Annotated in this window: 12 protein-coding genes and 1 tRNA gene; 6 read left to right on the forward strand and 7 right to left on the reverse strand. The window is 73.9% G+C overall.

Annotation, left to right across the window (positions count from 1 at the left end; genetic code table 11):
* Positions 1-102: 102 nt before the first annotated feature.
* The 3 genes from ACFU5J_RS06860 to ACFU5J_RS06870 form a co-directional block, all read right to left on the reverse strand.
* Entirely contained in the window at positions 103-1809 is a 1707-nt protein-coding gene (locus tag ACFU5J_RS06860) for a serine hydrolase (protein WP_430578216.1), read from the reverse strand.
* 41 nt (positions 1810-1850) lie between these two features.
* Positions 1851-3206, reverse strand: a complete 1356-nt coding sequence (locus tag ACFU5J_RS06865; RefSeq protein ID WP_430575526.1) for an exo-beta-N-acetylmuramidase NamZ domain-containing protein — start codon at positions 3204-3206, stop codon at positions 1851-1853.
* Positions 3207-3495: 289 nt separating this feature from the next.
* Positions 3496-3569: transfer RNA gene (locus tag ACFU5J_RS06870), tRNA-Leu, on the reverse strand.
* Between the two features lie 131 nt (positions 3570-3700).
* Between ACFU5J_RS06870 and ACFU5J_RS06875 the strand changes: the two genes are divergently transcribed.
* Together ACFU5J_RS06875 and ACFU5J_RS06880 are read left to right on the forward strand one after the other, a co-directional pair.
* The gene (locus ACFU5J_RS06875; protein ID WP_380244664.1) at positions 3701-4387 is read left to right on the forward strand and encodes an ANTAR domain-containing response regulator; all 687 of its coding nucleotides are present in this window, start codon (positions 3701-3703) and stop codon (positions 4385-4387) included.
* 231 nt (positions 4388-4618) lie between these two features.
* Positions 4619-5383: a GNAT family N-acetyltransferase gene (locus ACFU5J_RS06880; protein ID WP_430578217.1), complete on the forward strand. Its 765-nt coding sequence runs from the start codon at positions 4619-4621 to the stop codon at positions 5381-5383.
* A 64-nt stretch (positions 5384-5447) separates the two neighbouring features.
* Here ACFU5J_RS06880 and ACFU5J_RS06885 read toward each other — a convergent pair whose 3' ends face one another.
* Entirely contained in the window at positions 5448-5882 is a 435-nt protein-coding gene (locus tag ACFU5J_RS06885) for a hotdog fold thioesterase (protein ID WP_430578218.1), read from the reverse strand.
* Here ACFU5J_RS06885 and polA point away from each other — a divergent pair.
* Positions 5881-8634, forward strand: coding sequence for a DNA polymerase I (gene polA, locus ACFU5J_RS06890; protein WP_430578219.1), 2754 nt, complete (start codon positions 5881-5883; stop codon positions 8632-8634). The genes ACFU5J_RS06885 and polA overlap by 2 nt on opposite strands.
* 26 nt (positions 8635-8660) lie before the next feature.
* Here polA and ACFU5J_RS06895 read toward each other — a convergent pair whose 3' ends face one another.
* Positions 8661-9482, reverse strand: a complete 822-nt coding sequence (locus ACFU5J_RS06895) for a class I SAM-dependent methyltransferase (RefSeq protein ID WP_430578220.1) — start codon at positions 9480-9482, stop codon at positions 8661-8663.
* 232 nt (positions 9483-9714) lie between these two features.
* Here ACFU5J_RS06895 and rpsA point away from each other — a divergent pair, with 232 nt between their 5' ends.
* Positions 9715-11205, forward strand: a complete 1491-nt coding sequence (rpsA, locus tag ACFU5J_RS06900) for a 30S ribosomal protein S1 (protein WP_430575531.1) — start codon at positions 9715-9717, stop codon at positions 11203-11205.
* A gap of 198 nt (positions 11206-11403) precedes the next feature.
* Here rpsA and ACFU5J_RS06905 read toward each other — a convergent pair whose 3' ends face one another.
* Entirely contained in the window at positions 11404-13287 is a 1884-nt protein-coding gene (locus ACFU5J_RS06905; RefSeq protein WP_430578221.1) for an ABC transporter ATP-binding protein, read from the reverse strand.
* Between the two features lie 79 nt (positions 13288-13366).
* Between ACFU5J_RS06905 and coaE the strand changes: the two genes are divergently transcribed.
* Positions 13367-13999, forward strand: a complete 633-nt coding sequence (coaE, locus tag ACFU5J_RS06910; protein ID WP_430578222.1) for a dephospho-CoA kinase — start codon at positions 13367-13369, stop codon at positions 13997-13999.
* A 59-nt stretch (positions 14000-14058) separates the two neighbouring features.
* Here the strand turns inward: coaE and ACFU5J_RS06915 are convergent, their stop codons facing one another.
* Positions 14059-15513: a choice-of-anchor A family protein gene (locus ACFU5J_RS06915; protein WP_430578223.1), complete on the reverse strand. Its 1455-nt coding sequence runs from the start codon at positions 15511-15513 to the stop codon at positions 14059-14061.
* 223 nt (positions 15514-15736) lie between these two features.
* On the opposite strand from ACFU5J_RS06915, the gene uvrB reads away from it, so the two are divergent.
* A complete protein-coding gene (uvrB, locus tag ACFU5J_RS06920) occupies positions 15737-17851 on the forward strand; it encodes an excinuclease ABC subunit UvrB (RefSeq protein WP_430575535.1) in 2115 nt (704 codons plus the stop codon).
* Positions 17852-18067: the final 216 nt, after the last annotated feature.

The raw sequence follows: 18067 nt of genomic DNA on the forward strand, positions 1-18067 counted from the left end.
TCATCCGCCCCGCCCGCCGGGCGCCGCGGCGGGGGGGGGGGGGGGGGGGCGGCCCCCCCCCCCCCCCACGCCCCCGGCGTCGTTCCGTCCGGTGGAGGCCGGTCAGCGGGCCACGAGCCTCCAGCCCACGGCCTGGAACCCTCCCGGGTCCGCCTCGCCGTCGAGCAGCAGCCCGCCCTGGGCCCGCGCGACGACGTCGTCCACGAGGACGCCACGGCCGAGATAGAGCGGGTCGGTCACGACGCGCCAGCGCACCAGCTGCGAGCCCGGCGCGAGGTCGGCGCGCGCCTGCGTCCACCGGCGGGTGCCGGAGCCGGACGTGACGCCGTCGGGGTGGTCGACCGGGCCGCGGTCGCGCACGACGAACGGCAGCGGCGCCCAGGTGGCCCCGCCGTCGGCGGAGGTCTCCAGGTGCAGCAGGTCGCTCTCCTCGGTGTCGAGGTAGAGGTCGAACGCGAGGCGGCCCCCCTTCGCGGGGACGTCGAGGGCGGTGGTGAGGGTCGACGTGGTGGCGTTCGCGTCGCCGGAGAACCAGGCGTCGTCGCCGCGGCTGGCGTCGATCCCCTGGGCGTAGGCGAGGCCGTGCGTCCACTCGCGCCGCGCGCCGTTGACGCTGCCCGAGTCGCGCGACGGGTGCACGCGGTTGGTCAGCAGGATCGCGAACGAGTGCGTGTCGAAGTCGATGACGATCGACGTGCCCGTGTACCCGGTGTGCCCGGCCGTGTGCGGGCCGGACATCGCGTCCATGTACCACCGCTGGTCCAGCTCGAAGCCGAGCCCGTGGTTGTCCCCGGGGAACGCGGTGTTGAAGTCGGTGACCATGAGGCGCACCGACGCGGGGGACAGGATGCGGGCCTTGCCGTACCGGCCGCCGTTGAGCAGGGCCTGGGACAGGACGGCCATGTCGCCGGCGGTCGAGAACACGCCCGCGTGACCGGCGACCCCGCCGAGGGACCAGGCGTTCTCGTCGTGCACCTCGCCCCGGACGACGCCGCGCGGCGGGCTGGACTGGTACTCGGTCGCCGCCGTGCGGTCCACGGCGGTCGGGTTGTACCCGGTGTCGGTCATGCCGAGCGGGCCGGTGATCCGGTGCGCCACGACCTGGTCGAGCGGCTCGCCCCGCAGCTTCTCGACGAGGACGCCGAGGGTGATGAGGTTGAGGTCGCTGTACAGGTAGCGGGTGCCGGGTGGTGCGTCGAGCGGCTGCGCCATGACGGCCGCGATCCGCGACTCGCGGTCGGGGTAGGCGCTCCAGAGCGGCAGCCACGCCACGAAGCCGGAGGTGTGGGTGAGCAGCTGCCGCACCGTGACCTGCTCCTTGCCGCCGGCGGCGAACTCCGGCAGATAGGTCGCGACCGGCTCCTCGAGCCCGACCTTCCCCTCCTGGATCAGCTGCACCACGGCGATCGACGTGAAGAGCTTCGACACGGACGCGAGGTCGAAGATCGTGTCCTCGCGCATGGGGACGCGCTGGTCGGCGGGCAGTGCCACACCCTGGTCGCCGTACGCGACCGCCCAGCCGCTGGCGTCGGTGCGCACGACCTTGCCCTCGTACCCCATGAGCCCGACGGCCCCGGGATAGAGGGGGTACCGGGCGCTGCCGACCGGCTGCTCGTGCGAGCGCACCTGGGCGACGGCGGCCTCGATGGGCGCCGGGTCCAGCCCGACGTCCGTGGGGGAGGCCGTGCCGAGCGTGGTCGACGGCGGCATGAACTTCACGGCGGGCCCGCCGCCGGCCGCGGCGCTCGTGGTCGTGGCGTGCACGAGCGGCACGACGAGGAGGCCGGCCGCCAGCCCCGCCGCGATCATCGCGCGACCTCGCCGAGCTCGTCCCGACCCCACCGGGCGGCTCACGACCGCGGCCCGCGGTAGAGGAGGTACTGCCGGCGCCGGCGGTCGAAGTCGGCCAGCTCGTCGTGCCAGGCGGCGACGACCTCGTCGGTGGTGGCGCCGCCGTCGATCTGCTGGCGCAGCCGCGGGGAGCCGGTGAGCTTGTCGATCCAGAAGGGCCGCGCGGTGTCCCACGCGTCCTGCCGCCACTCGAACTCGGGGTACAGCTCCGCGGCGGCGACGAGCATCGCGACGCCCGTGCGGACGGGGTCGAAGCGGGCCGGGTCGTCGACGGTGACCTGGACGCCCCCGCACACGGTGTTGGCGTGCTTGTTGAACGTCGGGTTGAAGTAGGCCTCGCGGAAGAGGACGCCGGGCAGGCCCGCGTCCGTGAGCGCCTCCGCCCAGCGGTGGTCGACGAACGGCGCGCCGATGAGCTCGAACGGCCGGGTCGTGCCGCGCCCCTCGGAGAGGTTCGTGCCCTCGAACATGCACGTGCCGGGGTAGGCGAGCGCGGTGTCCGGGGTGGGCATGTTGGGGCTCGGCATGACGAAGTCGAGGCCGGTCCCGGCGAACGTGACGTCGCGACGCCAGCCCGCGACCTCGACCACGTCGAGGCGGGCGAGGCGGTCCCCGACGACGTCGGGCAGGAACTCGCCGTCGAAGAACCGGGCGAGCTCGCCGACCGTCATGCCGTGCGCCTGCACGATCTCCTTGGCGCCCACGCCCGAGGTGAACGCGCTGGTCATCATCGGCCCCCGGGCGGTGCCGCCCACGGGGTTGGGGCGGTCCAGGACGACGAAGCGCGAGCCCGTCGCCACGGCGGCCTGCATCGCGGTCCACATCGTCCAGATGTACGTGTAGAAGCGGGCGCCGACGTCCTGGATGTCGAAGACGACGGTCTCGACGTCGGCGGCGGCGAACATCTCGGTCATCTTCGCGACCCCGGCGCCGTAGGCGTCGTAGACGGTCAGGCCGGTGCGCTCGTCGACGAACGTCCCCTCGGAGCTCCCCGCCTGCGCGGTGCCGCGGAAGCCGTGCTCGGGCCCGAACACGCCGACGAGGTCGACGGCTCCGGACGCGTGCATCTCGTCGACGACGTTGCGCAGGTTGCGCAGCACGCCGGTCGGGTTGGTGATGATGCCGACCCGCTCGCCGCGGAGCGTGGCCCAGCCGTCGGCGTGGGCGCGGTCGGCGCCCGGGACGACCTGCCGGGCCGGCACGCCCGCGCCCGCGGACGTGCCGGGCCGGGCCTGTGCGCCGAGCGCGGCGAGGGGGACGGTCGCCGCGCCCAGCGCGGTGCCGGTCAGGAGCTGGCGGCGGTTGAGCCGTGGGCCGCGGTCGGCCGGTGGGCGGGCGTCGGGATGGTGGCGCATCGTCAGGGGTCCTTCCTGCCTCATGCTGCGTGCAGGGCGTCCCGGGGCGTCGTCGGGCCCGGGTCGTCCCGCGAGGAGCGCCGGCGTCGTCGCCGGCGTGATGGTGCCGTCGCGGCCCGCCTCGTCGCGGGACGAGTCGGCGCCGGACACGTCGCGTCTTCGTCAATGGTTGCCCCGCAGGGCCATGCTCCTGAAAGTTACCGACACCGGGAGGCCGCGGCAAGGGACCCGGGCGGGGAGGTGCGGGAGCGGTGCTGCGGCGGGGGCGGGTCCCCGGGAGTGCGTGAGGTGCCCCGGGCGGGATTCGAACCCGCACTGGATCGGGTTTGAGCCGATTGCCTCTGCCGGTTGGGCTACCGGGGCGGTGCGAGCCCCATCGAACCACAGGTGCAGGTCGCGGGCCGAGCCGCCCAACTCGGGCGCGCGGGCGACGCGCGACCCGTCGCCCTCGTCACACCCGGCACGGGACGCGGCGCCCCGTCGCGACCACTAGGATGGGACGCGTGACCGACGAGAAGCCCCACGACGCGAAGCCCGAGGCGACGGTGCCGCTCGACCTGCCGCCCCTGATCGATCAGGAGCCCGAGGCCCCGAAGACGCCGGAGCGACCCGCGCGTCGCGCGGTCGTCGTCGAGGACGAGGCCCTCATCCGCATGGACGTCGTCGAGACGCTGCGCGAGGCCGGCTTCGACGTCGTCGGCGAGGCCGGCGACGGCGAGACCGCCGTCCGCCTCGCGACCGAGCTCAAGCCCGACGTCGTGGTCATGGACGTCAAGATGCCCGAGCTGGACGGCATCTCGGCGGCCGAGCGGATCGGCAAGGCGCACGCTGCGCCGGTCGTGCTGCTCACCGCGTTCTCGCAGACCGAGCTCGTCGAGCGGGCGCGCGACGCCGGCGCGATGGCCTACGTCGTCAAGCCGTTCACCCCGGCGGACCTGCTGCCGGCCGTGGAGATCGCCATCTCCCGGTACCAGCAGATCGGCGCCCTCGAGTCGGAGGTCGCGGACCTCACCGAGCGCTTCGAGACCCGCAAGCGCGTGGACCGCGCCAAGGGCCTGCTGATGACCAAGATGGGTCTGAGCGAGCCGGAGTCCTTCCGCTGGATCCAGAAGACGTCGATGGACCGCCGCCTCACCATGCGCGAGGTCGCGGACGCCGTCATCGAGCAGGTCGGGGCCTGACTCGCAGGGCCGTGGCCCGGTCGCAGGACTCGTCCTGCGACCGGGCCACGGCCATTGTGCGACGTCCTGTCGGCCGCTATCGTCGCCTGGGTGTCGTAACCGATCTGTGATATTCATGCTTCAACGACCGTGAGTCCGGGCGCCGCCCGGACCGGTTCCCGAGCAGTCGGGTGGGAGGTCTCCCGCCCCGCCGGGGGCAGGGGACGCGGTCTTTTCGTCGAGGAGGTGCCGATGCGTGCAGCGGTCGAGGTCCGGCTGGCCGAGCAGGACGACATGGTCGCCGTCGCGCACCTCGCCGAGCGTGCGGTCGAGGAGTCGCCGTCGGCGGTGCAGGGTTCCCCTGCCGACGCGTCGCGGCTGCTGGAGCACCTGAGCGTCCTGCTGGGCGCGGGTGGTCAGGTCCTCGTCGCGACCCACGAGGACGAGATCGTCGGCTTCGCCGTGCTGCGCGTCATCGACCCCCTGCTCTTCGCGACGACCACGAGCCTGTACGTCGACGCCGTCTTCGTCTCCCCGGCGGCGCGGCGGCGCGGCGTCGGCCACGCGCTGATCGCGGCGGCCGCGGCCGTCGCGGGGGAGCGCGGCGCCGAGAACGTCTACTGCGCACCCGCCCCCGGCGCGCGGGGGATGCACCGCTTCCTCGCCCGCCTCGGGTTCGCCCCGACGTCCGGGCACCGCGTGGTCGCCACGGCGACCCTGCTGCGCCGCCTGGCCCAGGAGAACCCCCGGTCCTCGCGCGCCGCGGTGCGCGTCGGGCGCCGCGAGGCGACCCGGGCCGCGATCGAGGACCTCGTGGCGCGACGCCGGCGCGCCCGCGCCGCGGGGCTGCCGACCGGCCCCGTGGACCTGCGGGCCTTCCAGGAGGAGCGGGACGCCGCTCTGCGCGAGGCGGCCGAGCGGGCCGCCGACGGCTCGGAGGGCGGCGCGGACGAGGTGCTCGGCGAGCTGGGCGTCGTCCCGCGGCGCGACGCCACGAGCGAGTCCGTCCCCTCCTGAGCCCGCGGGCGCGCCCGGGCCGCACGGCCGCCGAGCGGCCGGTCCCGTGTTCCGTCGACGCGGCCTAGCGGCCCTCGAGGATCATGCAGGTCAGCCGCGCGGTGCACACGCGCCGGCCGGCGTCGTCGGTGACGACGATCTCGTAGGCCGCCGTCGACCGCCCCAGGTGCAGGGCGCTGGCCTCCCCGTGCACGGTCCCCGACCGCACCCCGCGGTGGTGCGTGGCGTTGAGCTCCAGCCCGACGGCGGCGCGCCCCGGCCCGGCATGCTGCTGGGCGGCGACCGACGCGAGCGTCTCCGCGAGAGACGCCGTCGCCCCGCCGTGCAGCAGGCCCGCGGGCTGCGTGTTGCCGGCCACCGGCATGGTGCCCGTGGTGAGGTCGGCGGCGACGCCGGTGAGCTCGATACCGAGGCGCTCGATGAGCGTGCCGCGGCTGGCGGCCGCCCACTGGTCCAGGGTGCTGGGGAACTCGGGCGTGCCGGTGGAGGTGTCAGCCATGGGCGATAGGTTGGCACCCGTGACGACCTCCGCGCGAACCGGGACCCGCCCACGCCTCCTCCTGATCGACGGCCACTCCATGGCCTACCGCGCGTTCTTCGCGCTGCCGGACACGCTGGTGACCTCCAGCGGCCAGGTGACGAACGCCGTCTACGGGTTCACGTCGATGCTCACCAACCTGCTGCGCGACGAGCAGCCGACGCACGCGGCCGTGGCGTTCGACGCCGGCCGCGTGACGTTCCGCACGGAGCGGTTCCCGGAGTACAAGGGCAACCGCGACGCGACGCCCGAGGTCTTCCGCGGCCAGGTGCCGCTCATCAAGGAGGTCCTCGAGGCGCTGCGCATCCCGGCGCTCCAGCGCGAGGGCATCGAGGCCGACGACATCCTGGCGACGCTCGCCCGCGAGGGCGCCGAGGCGGGCCTGGACGTGCTGGTCTGCTCGGGGGACCGCGACTCGCTGCAGCTCGTGAACGAGCGCGTGACCGTGCTCTACCCGAAGCGCGGGGTCTCGGACCTCGCCCGCATGACGCCGGAGGCGGTCGAGGAGAAGTACGGCGTGCCCCCGCACCAGTACCCCGACCTCGCCGCGCTGGTCGGGGAGTCCAGCGACAACCTGCCGGGCGTGGCCGGCGTCGGGCCCAAGACCGCCGCGAAGTGGGTCACCACCTACGGCGGTCTGGACCCGCTCCTCGAGCACGTGGACGAGCTCAAGGGCAAGGCAGCGGGGAACCTGCGCGAGGCGATCGACCAGGTGCGCCTCAACCGCGAGCTGAACGCGCTCCTCGACCGCCTGGAGCTGCCCCTCGCGATCGACGACCTGAGCCTGGCCGGGTTCGACCGCGAGGCCGTGCACCGGGTCTCCGACACCCTGCAGTTCGGCACGCTGCGCGACCGGTTGCTCGCCGTCGACCCGGCGGCCGAGCCGGCCGAGGAGGCCGCCGTCGCGGGGGTCCAGGTCGACCTCGCCGCCCTGGAGCCCGGCGGGCTGGGCGACTGGCTCGCGGCCCGAGCCGGGCGCGCTCTCGGCCTGGAGGTCACGGGCACCCCGACGCCGGGCGCGGGCGACGCCTGGGAGGTGGCGGTCGCGGAGGGGCCCTCGGACGCCGGCCAGGGCGCGGCCGCCGTCGTCGACCTCGCGGACGTGACGCCCGAGGACGAGCGCGTCCTCGCCGCATGGCTCGCGGACCCCGACGCGCCCAAGGTCGTGCACGGCGCCAAGGCGGCGTGGCACGAGCTCGCCGGCCGAGGGCTCGACCTGCGCGGCGTCACGTTCGACACGGAGCTCGCGGCCTACCTGTGCTACCCGGACCAGCGCGGCTACGACCTCGCCGACCTCACGGTGCGCCTCCTCGGGCGCGAGCTGTCCGCGGGCGAGGCGGCCGACGCCGCCGGCCAGGGCGCGCTGGACCTGGCCCTCGACGGCGGGGACGACGCCGACGACCCGCGGGCCCGGCAGGCGGCCGTCCGCGCCGCGGCCGTCGTGGAGCTCGCCGAGGCCCTCACGGGGCAGCTCGCCGACCGCGGGGCGGCCGACCTGCTCGTCGACCTGGAGCTGCCGCTGACGGCCGTGCTGGGCCGGATGGAGTCCACCGGCATCGCCGCGGACGTCGAGTACCTCACCGAGCTCGAGCGCCAGTTCGCCTCGATGGTGGCCGACGCGGCGGCGGACGCCTACGACGTCATCGGGCGGCAGGTGAACCTCGGTAGCCCGAAGCAGCTGCAGGAGGTGCTCTTCGACCAGCTCGGGATGCCCAAGACCAAGAAGATCAAGACGGGCTACACCACCGACGCCGCGTCGCTGCAGGACCTGTACGTCAAGACGGAGCACCCGTTCCTCGAGCACCTCCTGGCGCACCGGGACGCCACCCGCCTGCGCTCCACGGTGGAGGGCCTGCTGAAGTCGGTCGCCCCCGACGGGCGGATCCACACGACCTTCCAGCAGACCATCGCCGCCACGGGCCGGCTGAGCTCCACGGACCCCAACCTGCAGAACATCCCGATCCGCACCGAGGAGGGCCGCCGCATCCGCCGCGCCTTCCGGGTCGGGGAGGGCTACGAGACGCTGCTCACCGCCGACTACAGCCAGATCGAGATGCGGATCATGGCGCACCTGTCGGGCGACGAGGGGCTCATCGAGGCGTTCCGCTCGGGGGAGGACCTGCACCGGTACGTGGGCTCGCGCGTCTTCGAGGTGGCCCCCGAGGACGTCACCGCCGAGATGCGCTCGAAGATCAAGGCGATGAGCTACGGCCTCGCCTACGGGCTGAGCGCGTTCGGCCTGTCGCAGCAGCTCACGATCCCCACGGGCGAGGCGCAGTCGCTGATGGACGACTACTTCACGCGGTTCGGCGGCGTGCGCGACTACCTGACCGGCGTGGTGGAGGAGGCGCGCGCCACCGGGTACACGGCCACGATCCTGGGCCGCCGGCGCTACCTGCCGGACCTCACCAGCGACAACCGGCAGCGCCGCCAGATGGCCGAGCGCATGGCGCTCAACGCCCCGATCCAGGGCAGTGCGGCGGACATCATCAAGGTGGCGATGCTCGGCGTCCAGCGCGAGCTGGACGAGCGCGGCCTGGCCTCGCGCCTGCTGCTGCAGGTGCACGACGAGCTCGTGGTCGAGGTCGCGCCGGGGGAGCGGGAGGCGGCCGAGGACGTGCTGCGCTCCCAGATGGGGTCGGCGGTGTCGCTCGACGTCCCGCTGGACGTGTCGGTCGGCGCCGGGCCCACCTGGCACGACGCCGGTCACTGACCGCCACGGCCGCCCGACGGGGCCGGTCAGTCCTTGGTGGTGACGAACACCGCGGTGCCCGGCAGGACGGCGCCGCGCTCGGGGCTCCAGCCGCCCCAGGTCGCGGTGTTCCACGCCGGCCACTCGGGCTCGACGACGTCGCGGAGCCGCAGCCCGGCGGCGGCGACGTCGCGCACGTGGTCGCCGACGGTGCGGTGGTACTCCGCGTACCGGACCTCGCCGCGGTCGTCGGCCTCCACGTAGGGGCGCCGGTCGAAGTACGACCGGTCCGCGGTGAGTCCGCGGGTCGTGGGGTCGTCGGGGAACGCCCAGCGCACGGGGTGGGTCACGGAGAACACCCACCGGCCGCCGGGGCGGAGCACGCGCGCCGCCTCGGCGTGGACCCGGCGGGCGTCGGCCACGAAGGGGATCGCCCCGTAGGACGTGAAGACCACGTCCGCGCTGCCGGCGGCGAACGGCAGACGGCGGGCGTCGGCCTGGACGAGCGGGACGGCCAGGCCGGTGGCGTCGTTGAGGTGCGCGGCGCCGGCGAGCATCCGGGCCGACACGTCGGTGGCGACCACGCGGGCCCCCCGGGTCGCGAGCCACCGGGCGCAGTGCGCGGCGCCGGCGCCCACCTCGACGACGCGGGCGCCCGACACGTCGCCGAGCAGCCCCGCCTCGGCCTCGGTCAGCCCCTCGGGGCCCCAGCGGAAGCCCGCGTCGCCCAGGAAGTCGCCGTGCTCGGCGAGGTACTCGGCGGCGTTCTCGTCCCACCATCCGCGCGAGGCCGCGTTGCCGGCGTCGTCCGGGACGTCCTGATAACCCGCGTGCGAGATCGGGCGCGGCGCGGGAGGATGGCGGCTCACCCGGTCATCGTGGCACGGGCTCCGGACGGGCGGTCGGCGGTCACGTCGGCGGCGCGGCCGGCGCGTTGACCCATCGCAGCGCCGTCGATAAGATGTTCGGCGGTGCAGTGCGCCCGAGGACGTCTTGACCTTCGGATCGCAGACGTGCGGATCGCTTGTCGCGTCGCCTCCCGGTGCACGTACCACAGACCCTGTCCGCACTACGTCCTGTCCGCATCGGAGCATCTACTCAATGACCATCTCCACCACGAAGTCCGCCCCCCAGGTTGCCGTCAACGACATCGGCACCGAGGAAGACTTCCTTGCCGCCGTCGACGCCACCATCAAGTACTTCAACGATGGTGACATCGTGGAAGGCACGATCGTCAAGGTCGACCGCGACGAGGTCCTCCTCGACATCGGTTACAAGACGGAGGGCGTGATCCCGTCCCGGGAGCTCTCCATCAAGCACGACGTCGACCCGGGCGAGGTTGTCGCCGTGGGCGACGCCGTCGAGGCTCTCGTCCTCCAGAAGGAGGACAAGGAGGGTCGCCTGATCCTGTCCAAGAAGCGCGCCCAGTACGAGCGCGCCTGGGGCACGATCGAGAAGATCAAGGAGGAGGACGGCGTCGTCACCGGCACCGTCATCGAGGTCGTCAAGGGTGGCCTCATCCTCGACATCGGTCTCCGTGGCTTCCTCCCCGCCTCCCTCGTGGAGATGCGTCGTGTCCGCGACCTCGCGCCGTACGTCGGCAAGGAGATCGAGGCCAAGATCATCGAGCTCGACAAGAACCGCAACAACGTGGTCCTGTCGCGCCGTGCCTGGCTCGAGCAGACGCAGTCCGAGGTTCGCTCCACCTTCCTGCAGACCCTGCAGAAGGGCCAGGTGCGCCCCGGTGTCGTCTCCTCGATCGTCAACTTCGGTGCGTTCGTGGACCTCGGCGGCGTCGACGGTCTGGTGCACGTCTCGGAGCTGTCCTGGAAGCACATCGACCACCCGTCCGAGGTCGTCGAGGTGGGCCAGGAGGTCACCGTCGAGGTTCTCGACGTCGACTTCGACCGCGAGCGTGTCTCCCTGTCGCTGAAGGCGACGCAGGAGGACCCGTGGCAGACCTTCGCCCGCACGCACGCCATCGGCCAGGTCGTGCCCGGCAAGGTCACCAAGCTGGTGCCGTTCGGTGCATTCGTCCGCGTGGAGGACGGCATCGAGGGTCTCGTGCACATCTCGGAGCTGGCCGTGCGCCACGTCGAGCTGCCCGAGCAGGTCGTCAGCGTGGGTGCCGAGGTGTTCGTCAAGGTCATCGACATCGACCTCGAGCGTCGCCGCATCTCGCTCTCGCTCAAGCAGGCCAACGAGGGCATGGACCCGGAGTCCGAGGACTTCGACCCCGCGCTCTACGGCATGGCTGCCGAGTACGACGAGAACGGCGAGTACAAGTACCCCGAGGGCTTCGACCCGGAGACCAACGAGTGGCTCGAGGGCTTCGAGACGCAGCGCGAGGCCTGGGAGGCGGAGTACGCCAAGGCGCACGCCCGCTGGGAGTCGCACCGCGAGCAGGTCCGTGCGGCCATCACGGCCGACGCGGACGCGGCCGTGAACGACGCGGTCCCCGGCAGCAGCTCGTCGAGCAGCAGCTCCTCGTCGTCCTCCTACTCGTCGGCCCCGCCGGCGCAGGAGGCCGCGGGCACGCTCGCCTCGGACGAGGCGCTCGCCGCGCTTCGCGAGAAGCTCACCGGCAACTGATCCGGCCGGGTCGGCAACGACCCACCGGACGCCCACGGCGGCCCGTCACCCCTCGGGGTGGCGGGCCGCCGTCGTGCGTGCGGGGGAGTGCGGTGGCGCCGGTCGCGGACGACCGGTCGCGGGATGAGGCGTGGGGCTCCGCTGCGCCCGACGGCGCAGGGGCCGCCGGTCCGCGCGCGGCCCGGGCTCCGCGCCTGCCTAGTCGGTCGGGGACGGTTCGGCGTCGGCGAACTGGGTGGCGTAGAGCTCGGCGTACAGGCCGCCGGCGGCCAGGAGCTCGGGGTGGGTGCCGACCTCGACGACGCGGCCCTCGGCCAGCACGACGATGGCGTCCGCGGCGCGGACGGTCGAGAGCCGGTGGGCGATGACCAGGGAGGTCCGGTCGGCCAGAGCCTGGTCGAGGGCCGCCTGCACGGCGGCCTCGGACTCGGAGTCGAGGTGCGCCGTGGCCTCGTCGAGCACGACGACGTCAGGCGCCCTGAGCAGGAGCCGGGCGATGGCGAGGCGCTGGCGCTCCCCGCCGGAGAGGCGGTAGCCGCGGTCGCCCACGACCGTGTCGACCCCCTCCGGCAGCCGGGCGACGAGGTCCCAGATGCGCGCCTGCCGCAGGGCTCGCTCGAGGTCCTCGTCGGAGGCGTCGGGGCGGGCGAAGCGCAGGTTGGCCGCGACGGTGTCGTGGAAGAGGTGCGCCTCCTGGGACACCACGCCGACGGTGCCGCGCAGCGAGGCGGCCGTGACGTCGCGCAGGTCCGTCCCGGCGATCCGCACCGCCCCCGAGGTCGGGTCGTACATGCGCGACACGAGCTGGGAGATGGTGGTCTTGCCGGCACCCGACGGCCCGACGAGCGCGACCATGGCGCCCGCGGGCACGGTGAAGGAGACGTCGTGCAGGGTGTCGCCGGTGGGGTCCGAGCTCAGCGTCGCGACGGACTCGAGCGAGGCGAGCGAGACCTCGTCGGCGGTCGGGTAGCGGAAGGTGACCCGGTCCAGCTCGACGGAGGCGCCGCGGCGCGCCACGGCCTCGCGGAGGTCGACGGCGCCCGGCTTCTCGGCGATGGCGGGCTCGAGGTCGAGCACCTCGAGCACCCGCTCGAAGCTCACCAGGGCGGTCATGACGTCCACCTGGACGTTCGACATCGCGGAGAGCGGGCCGTACAGGCGCCCGAGATAGGCGGTGAGTGCCACGACGGTGCCCACGGTGAGCTCGCCGGCGATCGCCTGCAGCCCGCCCAGCCCGTAGACCAGGGCGATGGCGACGGAGGCCAGCGTCGTGAGGCCCACGCGGAACCAGGTGCCGAGCAGCGCCGTGCGTACGCCGAGGTCGCGCAGGTGGCCCACCTGGGCCGCGTAGCGCTCGCTCTCGAGGTCGGGGTCGCCGAAGACCTTGACGAGGTGCGCGCCCGCGACGTTGAAGCGCTCGTTCATCATCTGGCCCGCGTCCGCGTTGAGGTCGTAGCCGGTGCGCGCGAGCGTGGCGAGCCGGCGGCCGAACCAGCGCGCGGGGAGCACGAACGCGGGCAGCAGGACGAGGGACACCAGGGTGAGCCGCCAGGACATGGCGAACATGGCGGCGAGGGTGAACGCGATCGTCAGGCCGTTGGACACCACGGTCTGCAGGGTGGAGGTGAACGCCTGCTGCGCGCCGAGGACGTCGCCGTTGAGGCGCTGCACGAGGGCGCCGGTGCGCGCCCGCGCGAAGAACGCGAGCGGCATCCGCTGCACGTGGTCGAAGACGGCGGTGCGCAGGTCGAGGATGAGTCCCTCGCCGACCCGCGACGAGAGCCACCGCTCGGCCACGGCCAGCGCCGCGGCCGCCAGCGCGATGGCGACGGCCGCCGCCGCCATCGAGACGACCAGAGCGCGGTCGCCGTGCGCGATGCCGTCGTCGATGAGGCGCCGGAACAGCAGCGGGGTCACGGCGCCGGCCCCGGCGCTGAGCACCAGGAGCGCGACGAAGCCGCTGAGCTGGGCCCGGTACGGCCGGGAGAAGGCGAGGATCCGCCGGAGGGTCGAGCCTGTCAGCCGCCGGTCCTTGACCGACGAGTCCTTCAGGTACGAGCGCATCATGCCGCCGCCCGCCATGCCACCTCCCCCTCGCGCCGCCGCCTGGTGCCGTGGGCGCTCATGGCGGGAAGCCTACGCCGGGGGCAGGATGGTCCCCATGCTTCGCATCGGCCTCACGGGCGGCATCGCCGCAGGCAAGTCCGTCGTCGCTCGCCGCCTCGCCGAGCTGGGCGCCGTCGTGATCGACCACGACGTCCTCGCGCGCGAGGTGGTGGCCCCCGGCACGGTCGGGCTGGAGGAGGTGGTGGCGGCCTTCGGGGACGGGGTGCTCGCCGACGACGGCTCGCTGGACCGGCCGGCGCTCGGTCGGCTCGTGTTCGACGACGCGGCGGCCCGGGAACGCCTCGAGGGCATCCTGCACCCCGAGATCCGGCGGATCGCCGCCGAGCGGGAGGCGCTGGCCGGTGCGGCCGACGACCGGGCGGTCGTCGTGCACGACATCCCGCTCCTGGTCGAGACGGGGCAGGCGGACCACTTCCACCTGCTCGTCGTGGTGCACGCCCCGGCCGAGCAGCGGGTCCGCCGCCTCGTCGAGGGGCGCGGGCTCGACGAGGCGGCGGCGCGCGCCCGGGTCGCGGCCCAGGCGACGGACGAGGAGCGGACCGCGGTCGCCGACGTCACGCTCGACGGGGCGGGCACCGAGGACCGGCTGCGCGAGCAGGTCGACGCGCTGTGGCAGCGGCTGTGCGCCGAGGTCGACGAGGAGTCCGCCGCCGCGGCCGAGGCCTGACGCGCGACGGCGCCCGGAGCGCCGACACGGTCGCTCCGGGCCTGCCGCCGGGCGCCGGCTCAGGCCCCGGCGTCGGCCCCCGCCCGGCGGCGTCGCAGGGCCACGAGCAGCGCGCCCGCCCCGAGGAGCGTCGCGCCGAGCGCCGCCGTCATGACGACCGCCGCGCCGGTCCGGGGCAGCTCCGCCACCTCGTCCGGTCGTCCGGCGACCGGGGCCGGGGCGTCCGTGCTCGCCAGGACGTCCGCCGCGACGTCGGCGTCGGGGGTGCCGGCGTCGCCGCCCCCGTCCACGATCGTGCCGGACGGCGTGCCGGCCGACGGCGTCGGGGCGGGAGAGGTGGCCTCCGCCGACGGGGTGGGGCCGGGCGCCGGCTCCGTCGGGGTCGGCGTCGGGGTGGCGCCCTCCTCCTCGCCCTCGTCGGGGGTCGTCTCCCCGGGAGGGGTGGTGGTGCCCTCGCCCGGGACCGTGTCGCACTCGCCGGCCCACGGGTAGTTGTGGTGCTCGAGCCCGCTCCCTCCCGTCCCGAGGTCGAGGTCGCCGCCCACCCACAGGCGCCCGTTGGTGTGGGCGCCCTGACGGACGTCGGCGCGCGGCGCGAGGATCGAGCCGACGAGCTGGCTGCCCCCGGCGAGCTCGAGCGTCGCGGCCTGACCGAAGTTCCACACGATCCGCGGCGCCCAGGCGCCGAGCGCCGCGCCGTCGTCGATCCGGTCGCCGACGGTCCCGGCGGCCGCGTGGACCGTGCCGAGGCGCGCGTCGACGCCGCGCACGTTCACGACCACGCCGGCGTCGCCCACGTGGGTGAGCACGAGCGTGTCGAGGCCCGCGGCCTCGGCGGTCGTGATCGAGAAGACCTGCGGGTCGGAGACGTCGTCCCCGACGAGCGTCGGGTACGCCCCGGAGGTGTCGAGACGCCCGGTGGGCGCGAGGTCGGTGAGTGCGGCCGAGACCGCGTCGAGGTCCGCCCCCGCGCGCGCGGCGATCGCGGCGGCGTCGGGGGAGCGCTCCACGCTCGCCCCGCCGTTGAGCTCGATCTCGCCGCTGGTGGCCCCGCCGGTGCGCAGGTCACCGCCGCCGGGCACGCCGTGGTTGACGTCCAACCGCGAGCCCGGGGCCACGGTGACGTCGCCCACCGAGACGAGGACGTCGCCCGGGGTGGGCACGACGCCCGAGCCGACGCCGACGCGGCCGAGGTTCAGCAGGCCGGCGTCGACCGTCGTGCTGCCCGCCACGACCAGCCGGCCCTCGCTCTCCGCCGCGGCCTGGTGGGCCACGTAGTCGCCGCCGACGTACACCGCGACGCCCGAGTCGGTGGAGGTGAGGCCGCCCTGGGGCCCGGGGAGGAGCCCGAGCGAGCAGACAGGGTTGCCCGACCCGCCCGTGGTGACCGTCGCGGGGAGTGCTGCCGCACCCCCCGCGACCGTCCCGGCGGCGACGACGGCCGCCCCCAGGCCCAGCGCGAGCGGGCGGAGCAGGAGCCGGGAACGGGCAGGGCGAGGGGCGGTGGCGCGCATGGGTCTCCAGGGTGAGGGCGGCCCGTCGCACGGTCTTCGGGCCAGGGCCGGACGGTCGGTCCCGCGCCCGGGCCGAAAGGGGGTCCGCCCGGGCGCGGGCTCGCCGCCACCCTAGGGTTTGCGTGGAGACCTGACAAAACCGATGTCGGATATTTCACCCGCCCGTCCGGAGCGGAGGAGTCCGAGCAGGCCTCCTGTCGGAGGGTCGCCGTACGGTGGTGGCATGCGACCCGTGACCGACCTGCAGCGTGCGGTGGCCCCTTTCGAGGTGGTGTCCGAATACCAGCCGTCCGGTGACCAGCCCACGGCGATCGCGGACCTGACCGCGCGCGTGCAGGCGGGGGAGAAGGACGTCGTGCTGCTCGGTGCCACCGGTACCGGCAAGAGTGCGACGACGGCATGGCTCATCGAGAAGCTGCAGCGGCCCACCCTCGTGATGGCGCCGAACAAGACCCTCGCCGCGCAGCTCGCCACGGAGTTCCGGGAGCTGCTGCCGAACAACGCCGTCGAGTACTTCGTCTCGTACTACGACTACTACCAGCCCGAGGCGTACATCGCGCAGACGGACACCTACATCGAGAAGGACTCCTCGATCAACGACGAGGTCGAGCGCCTCCGGCACTCCGCGACGTCGTCGCTGCTGACCCGTCGCGACGTCGTCGTGGTCGCGTCCGTGTCCTGCATCTACGGCCTCGGCACACCGCAGGAGTACGTCGACCGGATGGTGCGGCTCGACGTCGGCGACCTCGTCGACCGCGACGACATGCTGCGGCGCTTCGTGCAGATGCAGTACACGCGCAACGACACGGCCTTCACGCGCGGCACCTTCCGGGTCCGGGGCGACACGGTCGAGATCATCCCGGTGTACGAGGAGCTCGCCGTGCGCATCGAGATGTTCGGCGACGAGATCGAGTCGATCCAGACGCTCCACCCGCTGACGGGCGAGGTGATCCGGTCGGAGCAGAGCGTGTACCTCTTCCCGGCCACGCACTACGTCGCGGGGCCGGAGCGCATGGAGCGCGCGATCGGGGGGATCGAGACCGAGCTCGCCGACCGCCTCGCCGAGCTCGAGCGGCAGAACAAGCTGCTGGAGGCGCAGCGCCTGCGCATGCGCACCACGTACGACATCGAGATGATGCGCCAGATCGGCACCTGCAGCGGCATCGAGAACTACTCGCGGCACATCGACGGTCGCGAGCAGGGGTCGCCGCCGAACACGCTGCTCGACTACTTCCCCGAGGACTTCCTGCTCGTCATCGACGAGTCGCACCAGACGGTGCCGCAGATCGGCGCCATGTTCGAGGGCGACATGTCCCGCAAGCGGTCGCTCGTCGAGCACGGGTTCCGCCTGCCGAGCGCGATGGACAACCGGCCGCTGCGCTGGGAGGAGTTCGTCGAGCGGATCGGCCAGACGGTCTACCTGTCCGCGACGCCCGGTGACTACGAGCTGTCGATGTCGGACGGCGTCGTCGAGCAGGTCATCCGCCCGACCGGGCTGGTCGACCCCGAGGTCATCGTCAAGCCGACCACGGGCCAGATCGACGACCTGCTGCACGAGATCCGCGAGCGCGTCGACAAGGACGAGCGCGTGCTCGTCACCACCCTCACCAAGAAGATGGCCGAGGACCTCACGGACTACTTCCTCGAGAAGGACGTGCGGGTGCGCTACCTGCACTCGGAGGTGGACACGCTGCGGCGCGTCGAGCTGCTCCGCGAGCTGCGGCTGGGGGAGTACGACGTGCTGGTGGGCATCAACCTGCTGCGCGAGGGCCTCGACCTGCCCGAGGTGTCGCTCGTCGCGATCCTCGACGCGGACAAGGAGGGCTTCCTGCGGTCGGAGCGGTCGCTCATCCAGACGATCGGCCGCGCGGCCCGGAACGTCACCGGCCAGGTGCACATGTACGCGGACAAGATCACGCCCGCCATGCGGTACGCGCTGGACGAGACCGACCGCCGCCGCGCCAAGCAGGTCGCGTACAACACCGAGCGCGGCATCGACCCGCAGCCGCTGCGCAAGAAGATCGCCGACGTCACCGACATGCTGGCCCGCGAGGACATCGACACCCAGGAGCTGCTCTCCGGCGGGTACCGGAAGGCGCCCGCCTCGGGCCAGGGGCGGGGCCGCGCGCCCGTCCCGGGGTCGCCGAAGGAGGGCGCGACGACGGGCAACCGCCTCGCCGGCGCGGCCGCGGGCGAGCTCGCGGAGCTGATCCAGGAGCTGAGCGACCAGATGCACGCCGCCGCGGCGGAGCTGCAGTTCGAGGTCGCCGCCCGGCTGCGCGATGAGATCGGCGGCCTGAAGAAGGAGCTCCGGCAGATGCAGGCGGCCACGGCCTGAGGCGAGGTCGTCACGTCGGGGCGGCGCCGGAGGGCCTCGGACCTGCGTCGTCGCGTCGGATTCGCCCCCTGACGTGCGCGGATTCGTCGCCCGGGGTGTCATGTAGGGTATGCGGGTTGGAGGGGAGTACCCCGCCCACGATGAGGTCGTCATCACGTCCGGCACCGACGCCGGTCCGGCCTCTTCGGCCCGGACGCACGGCGCGCAGCCCGTCCG

The sequence above is a fragment of the Isoptericola sp. NPDC057559 genome, from assembly GCF_042801555.1.
Lineage (GTDB): Bacteria > Actinomycetota > Actinomycetes > Actinomycetales > Cellulomonadaceae > Isoptericola.